Genomic DNA, 20,926 nt, shown 5'->3' on the forward strand with positions numbered 1-20,926 from the left:
CCAGCGGCATTTCCACGCCCTGCACCCCGGCGCGGTTTGATGGCTGCACGCGACGCGCCGGCTGGTGCGGGACGCGCTGCGAACGACGCACTGTCCGGTGCAGGGACGCTGCGAGCGACGCCACTGTCGGGCACGCGAACGCGCTGCGAGCGACGCCACTGTCGGGCGCGCGCGCCGCGAGCGACGCGCTGGCCGGTGCAGGCGACGAATGACCTTGCCCCAACCGACAGCTACCCGCAGATCTTGGACAGTTTCCGTTAACAGGGCCCCGCCCAGCTGACGGGAAGTGTCCAAGATCTGCAAGCGAAGCGGCAGCGACCGACGCCGGCACCTGACGGCGGGCACTGCGCCGCACCCAACCCAACCCAACGCAGACGCCAGCGCTCAGCCGCCAAGCGCCCAGCGCCGGGCACCCAACGCCCTCAGCGCCCTCAGCGCCCTCAGCGCCCCAGCGCCCCAGCGCCCCAGCGCCCAGCGCCCAGCGCCCAGCGCCAAAACGGTCAGCGCCAAAACGGTCAGCGCCAAAACGGTCAGCGCCAAAGCGATCAGCGCCAAAGCGATCAGCGCCAAAGCGATCAGCGATCAGAAGAGGACTGTGGCGAGGGTGCCGATCGGCTGGAAGCCGCAGCGCTCGTAGACCCGGCGGGCCGGGAGGTTGAAGTCGTTGACGTACAGGCTGACCGTGGGGGCGACCCGCAGCAGCGCGTCGCGGACCACGGCTGCCATGGCTGCCGTGGCGATCCCTCGACCCCGCCACTCCGGTGCCACCCAGACGCCCTGGACCTGCGCGGTCCGCTTGGTCACCACGGCCAGTTCGGCCTTGAACACAACCTTGCCGTCGACGAAGCGGGCGTACGCCCGACCGGCCCGGACCAGGTCGTTGACCCGCCGGCGGTAGCTGCGTCCGGCGTCCTCGGCCAGCGGGGAGACGCCGACCTCCTCGGTGTACATGGCCACCGCCGCCGGGAAGAGCCGATCGACCTCGCCGGAGCGGACCTGGCGTACCTCCGGGTCGGCCGGTACGGACGGCAGGGTGTCGGCGGCGAGCAGTGGCTGGTTGGGGCGGACGTCTCGTGCTGGCCCCCAGGTGTCGGAGAGCCGGTCCCACAGCCCGAGGACGGCATCTGCCCGGCCGACGATGGAGGAGCACAGCCGCTCCTCACCCGCGAGCAGGTCGGCGAAGGCGCCCACCGCGGCGTCGGTCGCCAGGACCGGGGTCAGGTTGCCGCCGAGCCAGCAGAGTGATTCCAGGTTGCGCCGGGTGCCGTACCCCAGGATTCTGCCCTCGGCCCGCCACCAGGAGAGGCCGCGCGCGGCAATCCGCTCGGCGACCTGCGCGCCCGCGAACGGGTCATGGTCGAGCAGTCGCTCGACCGCGCGGCGCTCCGATTCCCCCAGTTGGCGTACCGGCACCGTCAGCACGACTACCAGCCTGCCAGATCGACCCCCCGCTCCGCCGGTCGAGTGACAAGGCGGCTCTCAGACGGTCACCGGCTCTGCGGGCTCGCTGATCGACCGGGTCCGCCCGGCCCAGCGGACGACCGGGGGCACCAGGGTCCCGAGCAGGAGAAACAGGGCACCGAGCACAAGCCAGCCCGGTACGCCCCAGCCGAGCGCGAGGCTGGTCACCACCACCGGCGCGAGCATCTTCCCCAGTTCGTAGCCCATGCCGTACGCCCCCTGGTACTGCCCCTGGGCGTCTGCTGGCGCCAGCCCGAAGGAGATCCCCCAGCCGGCGACGGAGTGCCACAGCTCCCCGGTCACGTGTGCCAGCGACCCGCAGCACAGGAGGGCGACGGCGGCAGCCGTGGGCAGCGCGCCGCTGGCGGCGAAGAGTACGCAGGCCAGGGCAATGGCCACGCCCGCTCGACGGGCGGCGCGGGCGGCTCCGGGCAGGGTGGCGGCGCTCCGCGTGGCACGTACCTGGAAGAGCACCACCAGCACGGTGTTGACCAGCGTCAACGCGGAGATCATCCAGATGGGTGCCCGGGTGTGTCCGGCGATCCACAGTGGCAGGGCGAGGGTGAGCAGGCTGAAGTGCATGGACATCAGCCCGTCGACCAGGGTGAAGGCGAGGAACGGGCGGTCCCGCAGGGCGATCAGCCGGGGGCCGTGCGTCGGAGCGGCGACCGGGGCGACGCTGGGCAGCCCGAGGAAGATCACCGCCGCGGCCAGTGACGCCGCCGCCGCGGTCAGGATCAGCGCGACGTATCCGGTTCGCGTGTCGGCGGCGATGGCGAAGCCGCCGAGGACGGCACCGACGGAGATGCCGACGTTGGTGGTGGCCCGCAGGTAGGCGCGGGTGCGTACCCGCTGGTCGGCCGGGATCGCTCCGGCGATCAGCGCGCCCCGGGCGCCGCGCTCGACTGCGTCGGCGAGCGCCGTGGCTGCTCCCACCAGGAGGAACGTGGGGAACGACCGGACGGCGATCAGGCCGATGGTCAACGTGCCGGCGGCGAACAGTGCGCCGACCTGCACGCCGCGTGGGCCGACACGGTCGGCCAGGTAGCCGCTCGGTGTGCTGGCCAGCACACCGACCAGCGCCGAGATGGTCAGCCCGATGCCCACCTGGGTCGCCGACAGGCCGACAGATCGGGTGAGGAAGAGCGCGCTCGCGACGAGCCAGAGGCCCCGCCCAACGGTCTTGATCAGGGTGCCGAGGGTGAGGACCCGGGCCGGGCCCGGTGGGGGAAGCAGGCGCATGACCGACACCTTAGCAAGACGTACGTACGGTTTATAAAGAAGAGGGTTGTCGGCGATGCATTGCCGATATATCGTTGATGCATCAGCGACAGTACGAAGAGAGGGAGAGCCCGATGAGGTTCCATCGACAGCACCACCAGATGCACGAGGCTCGGATGCGTGGGTTCGGCTTCCCGCCGGTCCCCCCCGGTCCGCACGGCCACGAGCACGGACACGGCGGCCCCTGGGGCGGTCGAGGCCGAGGGCGTGGTCGGGGCCGACGCCCCAACGTCCGGGGCGCCGTGCTGGCCCTGCTCACCGAGCGGCCGATGCACGGCTACGAGATGATCCAGGAGATCGACTCCCGCACCGGCGGTGCGTGGCGGCCGAGCCCGGGCTCGATCTACCCCACCCTCCAGCTACTGGAGGACGAGGGCGTGATCGTCGCCAGCACGGAGGAGTCCGGCGGCGGGCGGAAGCGGTTCACGGTCACCGAGACCGGTCAGGCGGAGGCCACCGAGGCCGCGCAGACCCCGCCGTGGGCGGACGTCGCCCAGGGCACGGTGAGCAGTTGGCACGACATCCGCGACTCCGGTGCGCAGGCGATGAACGCCCTGCGTCAGGTGATGATGAACGGCACCGACGACCAGCGTGAGCGGGCCGCCCAGGTGCTCGACGAGACGCGACGCAAGCTGTACGCGATCCTCGCCGAATCCGAGTGACGCAAGGCCGCCCCACAGCACACGGCACCACAGCGCCGCACCACAGCAGCGCCGCACCCACAAAAGCACCAGACCGCAAGAGCACCACAGCAGCGCCGTACGCCACAGCACCTACCCGCCGCGCATCGGCGGGCCGGGACACAAGAAAAGCGGCCGTTCCCCGCGGGGAACGGCCGCTTTTCCAAATGGAAAAATCAGTGCACGGTGACGGTCGGGCCGGTGACCAGCCCGCGCAGCTCCTCGGGAAGCTCGGCGCCCATCTCGTCGGCGATCCGCAGCGCCTCCTCGATCAGCGTCTCCACGATCTGCGCCTCGGGCACCGTCTTGACGACCTTGCCCTTGACGAAGATCTGGCCCTTGCCGTTGCCGGAGGCGACACCGAGGTCGGCCTCGCGGGCCTCACCCGGACCGTTGACGACGCAGCCCATCACGGCCACCCGCAGCGGCACCGGCAGTCCTTCCAGACCGGCGGTGACCTCCTCGGCGAGCTTGTAGACGTCCACCTGTGCCCGCCCGCAGGACGGGCAGGAGACGATCTCCAGGCCCCGCTCGCGCAGGCCCAGCGACTCCAGGATCTGGTTGCCGACCTTGATCTCCTCCACCGGCGGGGCGGAGAGCGACACCCTGATGGTGTCGCCGATCCCCTCGGCCAGCAGGGCACCGAAGGCGACCGCCGACTTGATGGTGCCCTGGAAGGCCGGGCCGGCTTCGGTGACGCCCAGGTGCAGCGGGTAGTCGCACTGCTCGGCCAACTGCCGGTACGCCCGGATCATCACGACCGGGTCGTTGTGCTTGACCGAGATCTTGATGTCGCGGAAGCCGTGCTCCTCGAACAGCGAGCACTCCCACAGCGCCGACTCGACCAGCGCCTCGGCGGTGGCCTTGCCGTACTTGCTGAGCAGCCGCTTGTCGAGCGACCCGGCGTTGACGCCGATCCGGATCGGCACGCCGGCGTCACCGGCGGCCTTCGCGATCTCCCGGACCTTGTCGTCGAACTGGCGGATGTTGCCCGGGTTGACCCGGACCGCCGCGCAGCCGGCGTCGATCGCCGCGAAAACGTACTTGGGCTGGAAGTGGATGTCGGCGATCACCGGGAGCTGCGACTTCTTGGCGATCGCCGGCAGCGCCTCGACGTCGTCCTGGGACGGCACCGCCACCCGGACGATCTGGCAGCCGGACGCGGTCAGCTCGGCGATCTGCTGGAGGGTGGCGTTGATGTCGGAGGTGAGGGTGGTGGTCATCGACTGCACGGACACCGGCGCACCGCCACCGACCGGTACCGAGCCGACCATGATCTGGCGGCTGGCCCGGCGGGGAGCGAGCGGCGGCGGTGGCACGGCGGGCATACCGAGACTGATTGCGGTCACTTCAGGCACTCACCTTGAGAAGAGCGTGATGGGGTTGACGACGTCCGCGGCGATGGTCAGCAGCGTGAACGCGCCACCGATCAGGATCACCACGTACGTGAAGGGCATCAGTTTGAGGTAGTCCACCCGGCCGGGGTCGGCCCGGCCGATCCGCGCGTAGACCCAGGAGCGGGCTCGTTCGAACCAGGCGATGGCGATGTGACCGCCGTCCACCGGGAGTAGCGGCAGCAGGTTGAACACGCCGATGAAGAAGTTCAACGACACGAAGAGCATGAAGAAGACCAGCCAGGCGTTGTTCTCCACCGCCTCGCCGCCGAGTCGGCTGGCGCCGACCACGCTGATCGGGGTGTCCACGTCCCGCTCGCCGCCGGTGAGGGCGGTCCACAGGGCGGGGACCTTCTGCGGGAGGCGCTGGAGCGCCTGGGCGGTGCCGACGGCCAGTTGACCGGTGAAGTCGGCGGTGGCGCCGAAGGCGCCGATCGGGCCGTACGTCACGCGGGTGGGGGTGCTGGGGACGAGGCCGACGCCGAGGGCGGCCACCGGTGCGACAGCGCCGCTCGGGTCGTCCAGGGGCGGCCGCTGGGTCTGCGCGAGCACGGTGCTGGTGGTGCCCGGCTGCCCGTCGCGGACGTACTGGATCTGCGCGGTCTCCCCTGGCTTGAGATTGCGCAGCGTGGTGAGCAGGTCGCCGTAGGAGCCGATCGGGGTGCCGTTGACCGAGGTGATCCGGTCACCGTTGCGCAGTTGCGCCTGGGCGGCCGGGCTAGCCGCATCGGCGGACGTGCACGCCCGCACCGCGTTCTCCGGCACGACGCACTGGCTGAGCTGGATGACCGCGGGCTCCGCGCGGGCCTGCGAGTCGGTGGTGGGGAAGTCCGGGTTGGGCAGGCCGGCGGAGACGGCGAGGATCCAGATCGTGATCAGGGCGAGCGCGAAGTGCGTGATCGACCCGGCGGCCATCACGATCGTCCGCTTCCAGACCGGGTAGCGCCACATCACCCGCGACTCGTCGCCCGGCTCGACGTCGTCGTCCTGCGGAGTCATCCCGACGATCTTGCAGAAGCCGCCGAGTGGGATGCCCTTGACGCCGTACTCGGTCTCACCCCGCTTGAACGACCAGATGGTGGGGCCGAACCCGACGAAGTACTTCGTGACCTTCATCCCGAACGCCTTGGCGGTGAGCAGGTGCCCCGCCTCGTGCAGACTCACCGAGATGAGAATGGCCAGGGCGAAGAGGACCACCCCGAGCAGGTACGACATCAAGCTCCTTCCACCGAACCCGCGATGATCTCCTGCGCGTGCGCGCGTGCCCACGACTCAGCCGTGAGCACGTCCTCGACGGTACCTGGTTCGTCGAAGTCCGGAGCGTCCTCCAACACACGTTCCAGGGTGTCGACGATGCCGAGGAACGGCAGCCGGCCCGCCACGAACGCCGCCACGCACTCCTCGTTCGCCGCGTTGTAGATCGCCGGGCGGCAGCGACCGGCCTCCCCCGCCGCCTTGGCCAGCGCGACGGCCGGGAACGCCTCGTCGTCGAGCGGCGCGAACTCCCAGGTGTGCGCGGCCGTCCAGTCGACGGCGGAGGCGGCCTCGGGCACCCGGTCCGGCCAGCCGATTCCCAGCGCGATGGGCAGCCGCATGTCCGGTGGGCTGGCCTGGGCGATCGTCGACCCGTCGACGAACTCGACCATCGAGTGGATCACCGACTGCGGGTGCACCATCACCCTGATGTCGGCGTAGGGCACGTCGAACAACTCGTGGGCCTCGATCACCTCAAGCGCCTTGTTGACCATGGTGGCGGAGTTGATCGTGACGACCGGCCCCATGTTCCAGGTCGGGTGCGCGAGGGCCTGCTCGGGTGTGACCTGCGTCAACTCGTCGCGCTGCCGACCCCGGAACGGGCCGCCGCTGGCCGTGACGATCAGCCGGCGCACCTCACCGCGCGACCCGGAGCGCAGGCACTGGGCCAACGCCGAGTGCTCCGAGTCGACCGGGACGATCTGCCCCGGCCGCGTCACCGCGGCCTTGACCAGCGGGCCGCCGGCGACGAGCGACTCCTTGTTGGCGAGCGCGAGAGTACGACCACCGCGCAGCGCGGCCAGCGTAGGAGCGAGGCCCAGCGAGCCGACCACCCCGTTGAGCACGACGTCGCACGGCCACTGGGCCAGCTCGGTCATCGCGTCCGGCCCAGCCACGATCTTGGGAAGCTTGAAGTCGCCGGTGGCCCACCCGCGCCGGCTCGCCTCGGCGTAGAAAGCGAGTTGGAGGTCCTGCGCGGCGGACGCCCTGGCCACCCCGACGGCCTCGACGCCCAGCTCCAGGGCCTGAGAGGCGAGCAGCTCGACGTTGCCGCCGCCAGCACCGACGGCGACCACCCGGAACCGGTCCGGGTTACGCCGGACGATGTCGATGGCCTGCGTGCCGATCGAGCCGGTGGACCCGAGTAGGACGAGGTCGCGGGGGGAAGTCACGCGGCCATTCTTCCCCACCGCCGCTGTACGCCCACTGGGAGCCTCAGCTCTCCCCACTCACCTGCGGATCGACGGCCACCTCCGGCCGGTGATCGACTCCAGATCACCGACATGGGGGTATCCCCGCCCTCGGACACCCCGACCTCGCCGAAACGGTGTCGATCAAGCGCGTCGCCCTCAGCCCTCTCGCTGCGGGATCAGCCCTCGGTGGCCGGCTCCTCCGGCAGCGCTTCCTCGCCGAGCAGGTCGGCTGGATCGAGGGAGAACTCGAACGGCTCGCGCATGACGAACCGCGTCCCGGCTGCAGCAGCAGCCACCGGCCTGTACTCCCCCTCGGTTAGCTCGTACAACGCGAGAGTTGGCACCCGATTCCGCAGGTCAACCCGGAGGAAATAGGGCACGCCCACGGCGGCGTACTCACGCGGTCGGTCAATGATGTCCTTGCGTCGATTTCCGGGAGAGACGATTTCACCGAGAAGCACGGCATGCCTGATGTCCATCGTTGTTCTGCCGCCGCCCGGAGCATCGAGAATGACGATGTCCGGGATGAAGAGATTCTCGCCCGAGACAACGTTCGCCTCTACATAGAGCCACAGCTTGGCGCGACGGGCTGCCTGCTTGAGGAGATAGGCGAGATCCAGCTCTGCGTCCTGATGGTCATACCCGGCATGTGGTGTCACGATCACGCTTCCGCTCAGGACCTCAACCTTGGGGCCGTTGGTCTCCGGCAACAGGTCGAGGGCGAGCTGCGCCGTCCACGGCTCGTCGTGCCACCGCAGCACGTCGAATGACGGCTCGGTGTGCTGCGGCGCCGGCTCCGGCGCGAACGCTGCCTGGGCCATCTGGGCTCACCCCCTCAGCGGACCATCCTGGTCAGACCAGCCTAGTCCCGCAGCCCCCACCGCAACCGCATCGCACACCCTGTCCGGCATCGACGGAGCGACCCCGCGAGCTTTCGCCAGGCCCCGATTGTTCAGTGACGCCAAGCTCGACCACGCCGGCCGCTGCCAACGCCGCGACGACCACGAGGGGCCCTGCTGACAGCGCCTGACGATGATCGACTCCAGATCACCGACATGGGGGCATCCCCGCCCTCGGACACCCCGACCTCGCCGAAACGGTGTCGATCAAGCGGCCGGGACCAGCCAGATGAGCGTGCTCCCCCGGTGCCGGAGCGCACCGAGGGAGCACGGGTCAGGCGAGCACCGGGACTAGCCGCCGTTGATGACGAACTGGGAGCCCGGCTGGATGACGATGTTGCCGTCGCCCGAGTTCGTGATGGTCACGTTGGTCAGGTTGGCGTTTCCGCGGGCACCACTCATCGCGAGAATGCCGGCGCCGTTGTTGGACTTGTCGATCCGCACATTGGTGATCGCGACGTTCGGCATGTTGCCGCCGCCGTTCTTGAACTGGATGCCGTCGTACGTCGAGTCGTAGATGTCGGTGTCCCGGATCGTGACCCCGACGATGTCTCTGGTGGCCGGGAAGAGCGTGATGGCACCGAACTCCTGGTCCTCGTTCCAGAAGACACCACCGGCCCGGTAGAGCCCGTTGTTGGCGATCAGCGTCGTCCCGGAGAAGGGCAGCGGGTCGTGGTCGGTCGCCAGCATGATGCCCGGGTAGTTCATCGTGTCGTAGATCAGGTTGTTCTCGATCGAGTTGCCGTAGCCGCCGTAGATGGCGATGCCGTTCGCCCGCCAGGGCAGCTGGATGGTGTTGTTGACGAAGTGGTTGTCGTGGGCGATGTCGACGGTGCGGTCCTTGACGTACGGGTTGGCCCAGACAGCGAGGGCGTCGTCTCCCGTGGTGCGGAAGGACGAGTTGAACACCCGCGAGTTGCGCGTGCCGTTGCTGAAGTTGATGCCATCGGCGTACGTGTTGCGGATCCGCATGCCGCTGAAGTCCAGCCCGTCGGCCGGGCCCCAGAGGTCGGGGATGTTGTCGTAGTCGCGACCCACCCAGACACCCACGTTGGCGTGCTCGATCCAGACGTTGCTGATCCGGGTGCCCGTGCCGAAGCGACCGTTCAGACCCACGCCGCCCTCGGCGTTGCCGTCACCGCCACGGATCCGGCCCGAGCCGAAGATGGCGATGTCGGAGATCTGGGTGTTCTTGTCGATGTCGAAGCCGAAGTTGCCCTCGTGCGGGTGGTTGATGCCGCCCACCACGTTCTGCGGCTCGGTCAGCGTGTAGAGCTGCGAGTGCCACATGCCCGCGCCCCGGATGGTGACGTTGCTGATGCCGACCTGGTTGTGCGTACCCCGGTTCTGTGGGTCGTCGGTCAGGATCTTCTGCTCCTGCCGCCACTGCCCGGCGGAGATCCAGACGCAGCTGATGACGCCGTTCTGGTCGTCGGTCACCGCCCGTTGGATGGCGGCGGTGTCGTCGAGCCCGTCGTTCGGGATCGCACCGTACGAGGTGATCGAGGTGCAGCCGGCCGGCTGGCTCGCCGCCGGTGCCACCTGCTCCAGGTCGATCATGTCGATGACGTAGAACGAGGCGGTGTCACCCGAGTCGCGCTGCAACTTGAACCGGGTGCCGGCCGGGTACGACTGCGACAGCAGCGCGTTCGACTCGTCGAAGAGCCGTCGGGCGTCGGCCTGGGGGGTGTTGGTCAGCGCCTCCGGCCCGTCGGTGTTGCCGTAGAGCCAACTGTGCCGCGACGACAACGTCAGCTTCCGGGAGAAGACGTCGTTGACGTAGAGGCTGATGGTCGCCTCGATGCCGCCGCCACCGGCCGCGTCCGGGATGGAGTTGCGCACCACGATGGAGTTGGCCTGGTTGGCGGAGGTGAACTCGACGAACTGCCCGGTGCTGGTGAGCCGTACCGACTTGCGGCCCGAGGACTCGGTCGCGAAGTTGGTGTGGCCGAAGGTGCGCAGCGGGTCGGGCTCCAGCAGCGTGCCCTGGTAGCGGCCGGCCTCCGCCTCGTAGGAGACGTACGGGACCGCAGCCCCACGCCCGACCACGATCGACTGGCTGAACGCGTTGTTGGTCTCGTTGGTCTCGGTGACCGCGTTGGTGGCATCGGCGGTGGCGGTGAGGGTGGCGCCGCCGCTGGTGGCGGTCCAACTGCCGGTGACGGCCACGGTGACCGTCGCGCCGGCCGCGATCGAGGCGGTGTTGGTGTTGAGCGTGGTGTTGCCCACCACCAACCGGGTGACCGTGGTCGCGCCGGTCGCGGTGGTGCCGCGGTTGCGGACCGCCACGGTGAAGGTGACGGACGCCCCGACGGCCGGGTTCGGCGGGTTGGAGCTGATGCTGAGCACCTGCAGGTCGGGGCCCGGGGCCTGCGCGACCACCAGCGGTGCGGGTGCGGTGAAGCTGTTGTTGCCGTCGTTCTGCTCGACGATCGTGTTCGTCGGGTCGACCACCGCCGAGACGGCGTAGCTGCCCATCGGTCGCGTACCGGCGTTGAACGACACGGTGGTCGAGGCGCCCGCGCTGAGCGCGCCCACCGTGGCGCTGCCGACGACCGCGCCGGCCAGGCTGAAGTTCACCGTGGTGGCGCCGGCTGCCGCAGAGCCGATGTTCTGCACCACGGCCGAGAGGGTGACCGGGGTGACCTCGCTGGGCGACGCGGGCGACCAGGTCGTCGAGCTGATGACCAGGTCCGGGTTGGGGGCCGGCGTGCCGCACACCTCAAGCTCGGCCACCTGGCCGGACGGGGCGCCGGTGTTGCCGGTGAACCGCAACTGCACGTCCGCGGTGGTCGCGGTGACCGGAATGCTCACCACGTTGGCACCCTGGGCGAACTGGTAACTCGCCGCCGACACCAGATTGGTGTACGCCGATGAGGCCTGGTCGCGGCCGAGGATCTGGATGATCTGCGTACGGGTGCCCCAGGCCGGGTCCGGGTTGAGCTTGACGGTGACGCCGGAGATGGAGTGGTTGGCACCGAGCGCCACGGTGAGGTTCTGCGGGTAGCTCGCCGCACCTTCCCAGTACGTGCCGAGCTGCCCGTCGTTCGCCTTCTCGGGGGTGAAGGTGAAGGTGGAGCCGGACGCCGTCATGCTCTTGCCCTGCGCCACGTTCGTGCAGGCCGGGGGCTGGGTGCCGGTCCGGGTGACCGTGTTGCTGTTGCCGGACAGGTTGCCGGCGCCGTCGCGGGCGCGGACGTAGTAGGACACGGTCGCCGTCGCCGGTTGGGTGTCCTGGTAGGTGAGGACGGTGCCCAGGGCCGCGATCAGGCTGCCGCCACGGTAGACGTTGTAGCCGGCCAGGCCGCTGCCACCGGAGTCGGTGGAGGCACCCCAGTTGAGCGTGATCGTGCTGCCCGACGTGCTGTGCGACAGCGTGCCCGGGACGCTCGGCGCGGTGGTGTCACCGCTGCCGGTGCGGGTCACCGTGTTGCTGTTGCCGGAGACGTTGCCCGCGACGTCACGCGCCCGAACGTGGTACGACACCGTCGCCGTGGCCGGCTGCGTGTCGTTGAAGGTGGTCACGTTCGCGATGGACTGGAGGAACGCGCCGTTGCGGTAGATGTCGTAGCCGGCGATGCCGCTGCCGCCCGCGTTGTCGGTCGACGCGACCCAGTTGAGGGTGATGGTGGTGCCCGACTGGGTGTACGAGAGGTTGCCGGGCACGCTCGGCGCGGTGGTGTCCGGGGTGGTTCCGCCGCTGCCGTACACCTCCAGTTCGGACAGTTGCCCGGCCGGCCAACCGCTGTTGGCGGTGATGGTGATCCGAACGTAGCGGGTGGCGGTCTGGCTGATGTTGATCGTGACCGTGCTGCCGGTCGCCGGGTTGAAGGTGTAGGTCTGCGACCCTGCGAGGTCGGTGAACGACGAACCGTTGGCGCTGCCCTGGACGCTCAACGTCTGCGTGCGGGTCGCCCAACCGGAGGTCGGCAGCTTCAGCACGACCTGGTTGACGCTCTGCGATGAGCCGAGGTCGACCTGCACCCACTCGGGGAACGAGTTGTTGACGCTCTCCCAGTAGCTGCCCGCGTTGCCGTCGACGACCTTCGACGAGTCGTAGACGTCGGCGTGGCCGCTCTCCTGGGTGGGGCGACCCTGGGCGAGGTTGGTGGCCGCCGGAGCGAAGCCGGTGCGTGGCGCGGCTGCCGTGTCGGCGGGGCGGGCCGCGTCCGCAGGGTTCGCGACGGCCGTCGACCCTGCCGTGGCGATCAGCGTGGCCGCGACTGTCGCCGCCACCATCCTGAACAGATTCGTTCGTCTCATCACTGTCCTTGTCGTCGGGGGACGGTTGCCGCGGGCGGCTTGACCACGGGGGTGGGTGTGCGGCGGTGCATCACCGGCCCGACGCGGGGGACGCGATCGGGCCGGTGACGGGGGGTGCCGAAGAGACGACGTGCTGGCGGTGCGGGGGCACCGCATTGCGGGACGAAACCCACCAAGAAGGGTTGGCCCATCGGATTTTTCTTACGCATGCAATGAATCAAGCACGTCTTTGTCGAGATCTTGCATCGCGTTGACCAAAGATTACTGACGTGCTACGAAGGCGTCAACACTTCGACCACCGTGACTATTGATGGCGATCCACGTACCGACATGCCTGCCCCGCCGTGGCCGACCGGCTGCGACGACGGCTACGACCTGGTGATCGCGGGTCGGTGAGAGGACCGCGCATCCCAAGGTCAAGGAACTCGTACACGTCAAGGTCGTCGCCCTGGCCCTGCTCAGTTGCTGCGGTCGTGGGCGTGCAGGAGCGCGGCGTGGTCCCGCGCATGAGTGCCGAGGACGTGGTCACGGCCAGCCTGCGCGGCCTGGAACTGGGCGAGATCGTCGTCGCCCCGGGCGTCGAGGACGCCGGCCTCCTCGACGCGGTCTTTCGCGCGGACCTCGCCGCTTTCGGAGGCCGGCGCCCCGAACTCGCCCCCCGGCTATCTGCCCGGCTGACCCGGGGACAGCTGTCCGCCCGGGGCGGCCAGGACGAAGGTCTCCAACTCCTCGCCGCCGTACCAGTCGGTACGCCGGCCCACGTGCGTCATGCCGAGTCGCCGGCAGACCGCCTGCGACGGCTCGTTACCCGGCGACACGACCGCGTAGATCTCCGAGGTACCGGCGGCGAACTCCCGCGCCATGAGCGCACGGGCCGCCTCGGTGGCGTAGCCGTGACCCCACGAATCCGGGTGCAGGTGCCAGCCCGCCTCAATGTCCTCGGTACGCCGTGCCGCATCGCGCCCCGGCAGTGGCTTGAGCAACGCCGTGCCCGCCACCAGGCCGGTCTCGCGTACCTGGACAGCCCAGGTGCCGTAGCGGCCGGCGTCGGCGGCGTGCCGGTCCCGCCAGAGTTCCAGCCGCTCGACGGCCTGGGCCGGGTCGGTCATCGGCAGTCCCGGTGACGCGCCCAGCCATCGGGTGATCTCAGGGCGGGAGTAGATGTCGTAGATCCGGGCCAGATCGGCCGGATCGGCCGTCCAGTCGCGCAGGATCAGGCGTTCGGTAGTGACAACGGTCATGGCGCGCGATCTTAATGAGTGACGGACCCTTTGGCAGGGAAAGAGATCCCGATGGGGAGCGGGTGGCAGCGGGCGAAGCGGATCACCAGTGCCGCGTTTCGACCCGTGCGCGGGCGAGACCTGTCGCTGCACGCCGCCGCGATCACCTTCTACGGGGCGATCGCGGTGGTGCCGGTCGCCCTGCTGGCGATCTGGCTCACCGCGCTGGTCGCCGGGGCCGACCGGGTACGCCGGCTGACCTCGTACGCCGTGGAGGCCCTACCCACCGCGATCGGCGCACCCCGGGCGGTGGACGCGCTGGTCAACGCCGGGGTGGAGCTGACCCCGCTGCTGGCGCTGGCCTCACTGCTGCCCGCCTCGCTGTACGGCGAGGGTCTGCGCCGGGCGTTCGTCTCGGTGGCCGCGCCCCGCTCCGACGAGCACCTGGTCGGCTGGCGGGGCCGGCTACTGCTGCTGCCGCTGCTCGCGCCGGCCCCCGCGCTGCTGCTGTCGATCCTGTTGGCGCTGCCGCTCACCACCAATCTCGTACGCCGGGGCGGCTGGTTCGGCGTGCTGGGCGTGGTGCTGTCGTTCCTCGCGGTCTGGCTGGTGCTCACGCCGGTGCTGATGTGGGTGTTCCGGGTGGTCGGGCCGGCCTCGCCGGACTGGCTCTCCACGCTCGCGATCGGGTCGTTCACCGCGGCGAACCTCTCCGGCTTCATGCACGGCTTCGTGCTCTTCGCCTCGCTTCCGCTGAACCTGGGCGTGCCGTTCGGTGGCTTCGCCGAGATCGGCGCAGGCGTGGCCGTACTCCTCTGGCTCTACCTGTTCCACGTGATCGTCCTGGCCGGCTACTCGGCCACCCTGGCCCTCTCCCGCTGGCGCGCCCACCGCACCACCGGCACTACCCGCACCACCCGCACCACCCCCCAGCCGAGTTGATCAAGAGGTTTGCGTCACCGAAAGCGCATCTCATGACGCAAACCTCTTGATCACCAGGCGGGGGTGCGGGGCGGGGCGGGGCGGGGGCGGGCGGGGGGCGGGGGTGCGGACTAGGCTGCGGCGGCATGAGCAGTGAGATTCCGGCCCGCGCCGACGTCCTGATCGTCGGTGCCGGGCACAACGGTCTGGTCTCCGCAGTCCTGCTGGCCCGTGCCGGTCTGGACGTCCTGGTGCTGGAGGCCGCCGACATGATCGGTGGCGCGACCCGCACCGAGAACCCGTTCCCGAAGGTGCCGGGGCTGCGCCACTCCACCGGCTCGTACCTGCTCGGGCTGATGCCGCCGGAGCTGCTCACCACGCTCGACGTACGGATCCCGGTGCTCCGGCGCGACCCGCACTACTTCCTGCCCACGCCCGGCGGTCTCGGCTCGCCGTACCTGCTTTTCGGCAGTGACACCGCCGCTACCCGGGCGCAGCTCGCCGAGTTCTTCTCCCCCGCCGACGTGGCCGCCGACGACGCCATGCAGGCCGAGCTGGCCGCGCTGCGCGAGGATCTCGCCCCGGCCTGGTTGGCGGAGCCGCTCAGCGTCCAGGAGACCGCCGAGCGGCACGTCCGCCCGGCGCTGCGGCAGGTCTTCGTCGACCTCGTCCAGGGCTCGGTGGCCGACTACCTGGCCCGGTTCGAGTTCCGCTCCGAGCTGCTGGTCAGCATGTACGCGGTCACCGACGGGCTGTCCGGGCTCAACGCCGGCCCGGACGACCCCGGGACGGGCCACAACTTCCTCGTGCACAACATGTGCCGGCTACCCGGCTCGGGCGGCACCTGGATGATCGCCGAGGGCGGGATGGGCACGGTCTCGCGCACGTTCGCCGAGGCCGCCCGCGCCGCCGGGGCGACCATTCTGACCGGTACGCCGGTGAGTGCGGTGACCCTGGACGGCGGCGCGGCGAGCGGAGTGGTGCTGGCCGACGGCCGGCAGGTTACCGCCCGGGTGGTGCTCGGCGCGTGTGACCCGTACCGGCTGATCAACCTGTTGCCCGACGGCGCGCTCCCGGCACCGCTCGGCGAGCGGATGGCGGCGGTCCGCCGCCCCGGCACGACCCTCAAGCTCAACCTGGCGCTCACCGGGCTGCCGCAGTTTTCCTGCCTGCCGGTCGGTACGCCGAGCCCGTTCGGTTCGACCATCCACCTGCTGCCCGGGTCCGCGTCGCTGGTCGGTGGGGAGGCCACCTCACCGATGACGGCACTGCGGGCGATGTGGGCGGACGTGCAGGCCGGGCTGCTGCCGGCGGAGCCGACGATCGAGTGGTACCTGCACACCACCGTCGACCCGTCGCTCTCCGACGCCGCCGGGCACCACTCGTCGGCGCTCTTCGTGCAGTCGGTCCCCTACGAACTGGCGGGCACCACCTGGGACGCGGAACTGCCCGGCTACGTCGACCGGCTCATCGAGATCGTCGAGCGGTACGCCCCGGGCACGGCCGACCTGATCGCCGACGCGGTGCCGCTGCCCCCACCGGGCATCGAGGCCCACTTCGGCATCACCGGCGGCCACATCCACCACGTCGACAACACGGTGTCGTTCACGGATCGGATGCCCTACGCCACTGGCATCGACGGCGTGTACGCCGGCAGCGCCGGCTGCCACCCGGCCGGCAGCGTGATCGGCGCAGCCGGCCACAACGCCGCCCGCCGCATCCTCAAGGACCTGAACCCCTAACCCGCCCTCCGCCCCGCCCGCCCTCCACCGCGTCGATCATGGACGCGTGGTGCCTGCTTTGGGGCAGGGAGCGGAGTTTGTCACCCACCACAACTCCATGATCGACGCGGCTTGGAGGGCGGTCAGCTCAGCGCCTCGCCTGCTGGGGCCGGGGTTTCCGCGTCTACGCGGTGGGCTCGGACCTTGTGACCGACGCTCGTCAGGCAGCGGCCGGACGGCAGGTCGAAGCGCCAGCCGTGCAACTGGCAGGTGAGCTGGTCACCGTCGACGATGCCGAACCGGGTCAGGTCCGCCTTCAGGTGCGGGCAACGCCGCTGCACCACCCAGTCGCCCAGGGTGACGTCCTCGGCGTCGGTGCTGCGCTCATGCTCGTCGTACCAGCCCTCGGCGTACTGGAGCCGCTCCTCCGAGAGGCACTTGAAGAACGCGTAGACGAACTCGTTGTACTGACCGATCCGGGCCGCCGAGAACCGGCAGGACAGGAAGAGCGAGTTGACCCAGTCCACCTCGTCGATGAAGAGCAGATGCTCGATCAGCGACCGCTCGGTACGGAACCGGTAGCGCACCTTCTCCTCGGCGTACGGCCGGACCTCCTTGCCCGGGAAGTCCACCACGATTGATTCGACGCTCACCCCGTCGTAACCCACCAGGTCGAAGCGGACCGGGCCGCCGACCCCCTTGGCCAGGTAGATCGACTCGTCGAGCAGCGGCTCGATCCGGCGCTTCATCTGGCCGAGCACGTCCACCTCGGGGTGCCGCCAGGACGCCTTCTCCGCCTCGATGATGGGGCGCTTGCGCTCCCGCATCTCCTCCAGGTGGGCGACCTTGTTCGCGAAGAACTCGTCGATCGGCACCGGGTGAGTGGTGGTCGCACCCTCGGTGGTGACCTCGGTGACGCTGCCCGGCAGCAGCACGATGCCGTTGGTGCCGCCGACCTTGGCGTACTCCGACAGGAACACGGACTGGTCGGGGAAGATGTTGCCCTCGTCGCCGTGGATGTCGTTGAACTGCCACAGCTCGTCGTCGAGGAAGCACGGAGGGCCGGCGATCGGGAAGACGTGCGACGCCTTCAGGTCGTCGATGTAACGCCAGGTCCGGTCGAACTGCCGGTCGCGCTTCTGCTTACCGAACGCGGTCTTCGCCGCCTGCGGCAGTTCGTAGACCATCGGGTACCAGATCGCGCCGGAGAACTGGAGCAGATGCGCGTGCACGTGCCCCAGCTCGGCGAAGACGGTCAGGTCGGTGGGGCGGGCGTCGTTCTGGTTGAGCAGCCGCACCCCGTCGTACTCGACCCAGAGCGAGGAGTCGCCGATCGGCCCGTCGGTCGGGCTGGTCAACGCCTGAATCATGATCTTCAGGCCGCCGGGCAGCTCCACGACCTGCTCGTTGGGGGCCTTCAGGAACTTCGTGAAGCCCAGCGCCCGGAACTCGTCCTCCATCTCCGAGGTGGGGAACTCCGGGAGCAGGACCGTGGCGTCCTTGGAGACGAAGTCCCGCAGATGCTTCGCGTCGAAGTGGTCCCGGTGCAGGTGGGAGACGTACAGGTAGTCGACCTGACCCAGGCTCTCCCAGTCGAGCAGGGAATTGTCGGGGAACGGGAACCACGAAGCGAAGTAGGCCGGATTGACCCACGGGTCGCACAGAATGCTGCCCGCGGCCGTGTCGATCCGCATGCTGGCGTGCCCGGTTCCGGTCACTCGCACCGCACAGTCCCCCTCAAACAGACAATCAGGTGTACGCCGAACGCTACCGGAGGGAGTCTGACCGCCGCCCCTCGATGCCGGCAGTGCCGTTCGGCCCGGGTGGGCAAGGCCGATGGCCGGGAAACCCCCACCCGACCGTACCGAGCAGGAGGCGTGCCAGACTAACCAAAGATCCGATCGCGAGGGAAGGACCGACAGTGGCAGGAAGCGAGCCGGTAACGTCGCCAGACCAGCACAAGCCCGGGCACCGCAAGGCCGGGCAGATTGGCGCGGTGCTGTCCGCGCTGGCGCTGCTGGCGATGATCTGCGGCAACCACGAGGGCAGGGTCGAGGACATCTGGCTGATCGGCCTGGCCGCGCTGCTGCTGATCATCGTGATCGGCGACGCCGTGCTGCGGCGCAACGGTCTGCGCTCCTGACCCGACCGCCCGCCGGACGACCGGCCGACGACGCCGAGGGCCCGCCCCCACCCGGGGGACGGGCCCTCGTCCGTACGTATCGGGGTCAGCGCCCGAAGAGGATGTCCTGCACGTCCTTGAGCGCGGCGTCGACCTCAGCCTCGAAGTAGCCACCGGGCACCAGGCCGAACCGGAGCGTGTCCAGGTCCTTCGGGTCAACCGGCATCGGGTTGCGGCGCTGCATGCCGCCGAGCAGGGTGTCGAAGAACCGGTCCACCTGATCGGGGTCGTACCCGCTGCCGAACCGGCGCACCTGGAAGCTGCGGCGGATCTGGTCGACCCGGTACAGGTCGCTGCCGGGCGGGCCAGCCATCGGAGGACCGCCCATCGGGGGGCCAGCCACAGCGGGCGGGCCGGCCATCGGCGGGCCACCGATGCCCTGCTGCGGCATCGGAGGCGGACCGGCCGGGCCACGGCGCATGTCGCGCAGGTCCCGCTCCGGCATCCGGATCTCGGCGGTCATGTCGGCGCGGCCGTGCCGCCCGGCCTCGAAGCCGTCGAAGCGCGGCTCCTCAGGCGGATAGCCGCCGGGCGAGCGCTGGTCGTCGGGGCCGTACCCACCGGGCGAGCGTTGATCGTCCGAGCCGTACCCGCCGGGCGAACGCTGGTCGTCTTGGCCGTACCCGCCGGGGGAACGCTGATCATCCGGGCCATAGCCACCGGGGCCTGCGGGCAGGCCGCGCGGCGGGACACCGTGGCCACCCATCGGGCCGGGGCCCATCGGGCCACCGGGGCCCATCGGGCCGGGGCCGGCCGGGCCTCGCGGCGCGTCGTAACCGCCACGGGGGGCGTCGTACCCGCCGGCGAAGGCGCCGGTCGGCTCGTCGTAGCGGCCGTAGCGGTCGGCGGGCGGGCCGGCCTGCGCGGGCATCGGCCGGGGCGGCATCGGCTGCGGAACCATGCCCCGGTCATCGCGCATCGGCGGCCCCATACGGTCCGGTGGGCCCATCCGGTCACCCATTCGAGGGTCGCCGCCGCGCCCGGCGCTGCTGCGCTCCTCCAGTTCGGCCAACTGCCGCTCGACCCGGTCCAGGTGCAGGTCGACCTGCCACTCGTCGTAGCCGTTGAACCGGACTCGGAAGACGACGTCGTGGACCTCCTGGGAGGCCACCGGGGCGCCGACCTGTCGGCCGTCGAGCGTCGCCTCGACCCGGTCGAGGAAGGCATCCACCTCGTCGACCTTGTATCCCCGGCGGAGCGCCTTGCGCCGGAAACGCTGACCCTGACTCGCCACTATGTCTCCTGGTCTCGTTCGCCACGCCCGGTCACGCCGGTGCCTCTCCGGCGCGGTCGGTGTTGGTGTCGTTGTCCTCGGCGGCGGCGAGCTGGCCACATGCGCCGTCGATCTCGCGACCTCGGGTGTCCCGTACGGTGGTGGACACCCCGGCGTCGCGCAACCGCCGGACGAACTCCCGCTCAACCGGCTTCGGGCTCGCGTCCCAGCGGCTGCCCGGCGTCGGATTGAGAGGGATGAGGTTCACGTGGGCCAATTTGCCGGCCAGCAGCCGCCCGAGCAGGTCAGCTCGCCACGGCTGGTCGTTCACGTCCTTGATCATCGCGTACTCGATCGACACACGACGGCCCGTCCGGGCGGCGTAGTCCCACGCTGCGTCCAGCACCTCGGCTACCTTCCAGCGCTGGTTTACCGGCACGAGTTCGTCGCGCAGATCATCATCGGGCGCGTGCAACGACAGCGCAAGGGTCACTGAGAGGTCTTCGCTGGCCAGTCGGCGGATGGCCGGCACCAGGCCGACGGTGGAAACGGTGATGTGCCGCTGGGACAGGCCGAGCCCTTCCGGAGCAGGGCTGACCAGTCGACGGACCGCCGCGATGACCCGGTTGTAGTTGGCCAGCGGCTCGCCCATGCCCATGAAGACGACGCGCGACAGCCGCGGCGGAGAGCCGGCGACCGCGCCGGAGGCCGCCACCCCGGCCATGTACACCGCCTGGTCGACGATCTCGGCGGTGGACAGGTTGCGGGTCAGCCCGGCCTGGCCGGTCGCGCAGAACGGGCAGGCCATGCCACAGCCGGCCTGGCTGGAGATGCAGACTGTCACCCGGTCCGGGTAGCCCATCAGCACGCTCTCAACCATTGCACCGTCGTGCAGCCGCCACAGCGCCTTGCGGGTCGCACCGTCGTCGCAGGCCAGCTCCCGCACCGGGTTGAGCAGCGTGGGCAGCAACTGACCGGCCAGCCGTTCGCGGGTCGCCGCCGGCAGGTCGGTCATCGCCTGCGGATCGCGGACCAGCCGCCCGAAGTAGTGGTTCGAGACCTGCTTGGCGCGGAAGGCCGGCTCGCCCAACTCGGTGACCAGCGCCTGCCGGCCGGCCAGGTCCAGGTCGGCGAGGTGCTTCGGCGGCATGGACGCCCGGCGCGCGGCGGGGGCGTTCGAGATGACAGGGATCAACGGCAGGCTCGTCATGGCTGGTCCAGTGTGTCACGCCACCGGCGGCAGG

Annotated in this window: 16 protein-coding genes; 4 read left to right on the plus strand and 12 right to left on the minus strand. The window is 70.1% G+C overall.

Annotated elements, in window-relative coordinates; genetic code table 11:
- Positions 1–384: 384 nt before the first annotated feature.
- The 3 genes from ABZS37_RS11745 to ABZS37_RS11755 are packed head-to-tail and all read right to left on the minus strand — an operon-like array spanning position 385 to position 2,703.
- Positions 385–570 carry a hypothetical protein gene (locus ABZS37_RS11745; protein WP_355168015.1) on the minus strand — a complete coding sequence of 62 codons (186 nt, stop codon included), beginning with the start codon at positions 568–570 and terminating at the stop codon, positions 385–387.
- Positions 571–582: 12 nt separating this feature from the next.
- Complete coding sequence (locus tag ABZS37_RS11750) at positions 583–1,422, minus strand: GNAT family N-acetyltransferase (protein ID WP_355168017.1); 840 nt, start codon at positions 1,420–1,422, stop codon at positions 583–585.
- Between the two features lie 57 nt (positions 1,423–1,479).
- Positions 1,480–2,703 carry an MFS transporter gene (locus ABZS37_RS11755; protein WP_355168019.1) on the minus strand — a complete coding sequence of 408 codons (1,224 nt, stop codon included), beginning with the start codon at positions 2,701–2,703 and terminating at the stop codon, positions 1,480–1,482.
- A 113-nt stretch (positions 2,704–2,816) separates the two neighbouring features.
- On the opposite strand from ABZS37_RS11755, the gene ABZS37_RS11760 reads away from it, so the two are divergent.
- Complete coding sequence (locus ABZS37_RS11760) at positions 2,817–3,404, plus strand: PadR family transcriptional regulator (RefSeq protein ID WP_355168021.1); 588 nt, start codon at positions 2,817–2,819, stop codon at positions 3,402–3,404.
- Between the two features lie 194 nt (positions 3,405–3,598).
- Here the strand turns inward: ABZS37_RS11760 and ispG are convergent, their stop codons facing one another.
- From ispG to ABZS37_RS11790, 6 genes are all read right to left on the minus strand, one after another.
- Entirely contained in the window at positions 3,599–4,771 is a 1,173-nt protein-coding gene (ispG, locus tag ABZS37_RS11765; protein ID WP_354993177.1) for a flavodoxin-dependent (E)-4-hydroxy-3-methylbut-2-enyl-diphosphate synthase, read from the minus strand.
- A gap of 9 nt (positions 4,772–4,780) precedes the next feature.
- Positions 4,781–6,031 (minus strand): site-2 protease family protein, encoded by a 1,251-nt coding sequence (locus ABZS37_RS11770; RefSeq protein ID WP_355168023.1) that lies wholly within the window; start codon positions 6,029–6,031, stop codon positions 4,781–4,783.
- Positions 6,031–7,242 carry a 1-deoxy-D-xylulose-5-phosphate reductoisomerase gene (gene dxr / locus ABZS37_RS11775; protein WP_355168025.1) on the minus strand — a complete coding sequence of 404 codons (1,212 nt, stop codon included), beginning with the start codon at positions 7,240–7,242 and terminating at the stop codon, positions 6,031–6,033. Before dxr ends, ABZS37_RS11770 begins: the two co-directional genes overlap by 1 nt.
- A 197-nt stretch (positions 7,243–7,439) precedes the next feature.
- On the minus strand, positions 7,440–8,084 hold the full coding sequence (locus ABZS37_RS11780; RefSeq protein WP_355168027.1) for a Uma2 family endonuclease: 645 nt from the start codon (positions 8,082–8,084) through the stop codon (positions 7,440–7,442).
- Positions 8,085–8,453: 369 nt separating this feature from the next.
- Positions 8,454–12,425: a CARDB domain-containing protein gene (locus ABZS37_RS11785; RefSeq protein ID WP_355168029.1), complete on the minus strand. Its 3,972-nt coding sequence runs from the start codon at positions 12,423–12,425 to the stop codon at positions 8,454–8,456.
- Positions 12,426–13,087: 662 nt separating this feature from the next.
- Positions 13,088–13,666 (minus strand): GNAT family N-acetyltransferase, encoded by a 579-nt coding sequence (locus ABZS37_RS11790; RefSeq protein WP_355168031.1) that lies wholly within the window; start codon positions 13,664–13,666, stop codon positions 13,088–13,090.
- Between the two features lie 51 nt (positions 13,667–13,717).
- On the opposite strand from ABZS37_RS11790, the gene ABZS37_RS11795 reads away from it, so the two are divergent.
- Complete coding sequence (locus tag ABZS37_RS11795) at positions 13,718–14,587, plus strand: YhjD/YihY/BrkB family envelope integrity protein (protein ID WP_355168033.1); 870 nt, start codon at positions 13,718–13,720, stop codon at positions 14,585–14,587.
- A 125-nt stretch (positions 14,588–14,712) separates the two neighbouring features.
- On the plus strand, positions 14,713–16,308 hold the full coding sequence (locus tag ABZS37_RS11800) for an NAD(P)/FAD-dependent oxidoreductase (RefSeq protein ID WP_355168035.1): 1,596 nt from the start codon (positions 14,713–14,715) through the stop codon (positions 16,306–16,308).
- A gap of 122 nt (positions 16,309–16,430) precedes the next feature.
- Here ABZS37_RS11800 and ABZS37_RS11805 read toward each other — a convergent pair whose 3' ends face one another.
- Positions 16,431–18,011, minus strand: coding sequence for a Rieske 2Fe-2S domain-containing protein (locus ABZS37_RS11805; protein WP_355168037.1), 1,581 nt, complete (start codon positions 18,009–18,011; stop codon positions 16,431–16,433).
- Positions 18,012–18,208: 197 nt separating this feature from the next.
- On the opposite strand from ABZS37_RS11805, the gene ABZS37_RS11810 reads away from it, so the two are divergent.
- Positions 18,209–18,430, plus strand: coding sequence for a DUF2631 domain-containing protein (locus tag ABZS37_RS11810; protein WP_355168039.1), 222 nt, complete (start codon positions 18,209–18,211; stop codon positions 18,428–18,430).
- 85 nt (positions 18,431–18,515) lie between these two features.
- Here the strand turns inward: ABZS37_RS11810 and ABZS37_RS11815 are convergent, their stop codons facing one another.
- Positions 18,516–19,703, minus strand: coding sequence for a DivIVA domain-containing protein (locus ABZS37_RS11815; RefSeq protein ID WP_355168040.1), 1,188 nt, complete (start codon positions 19,701–19,703; stop codon positions 18,516–18,518).
- 31 nt (positions 19,704–19,734) lie between these two features.
- Positions 19,735–20,892: a 23S rRNA (adenine(2503)-C(2))-methyltransferase RlmN gene (rlmN, locus tag ABZS37_RS11820; protein ID WP_354993165.1), complete on the minus strand. Its 1,158-nt coding sequence runs from the start codon at positions 20,890–20,892 to the stop codon at positions 19,735–19,737.
- Positions 20,893–20,926 lie beyond the last annotated feature (34 nt).

The sequence above is a fragment of the Micromonospora sp. NPDC005413 genome, assembly GCF_040606435.1.
In the GTDB taxonomy this organism is placed as follows: domain Bacteria; phylum Actinomycetota; class Actinomycetes; order Mycobacteriales; family Micromonosporaceae; genus Micromonospora.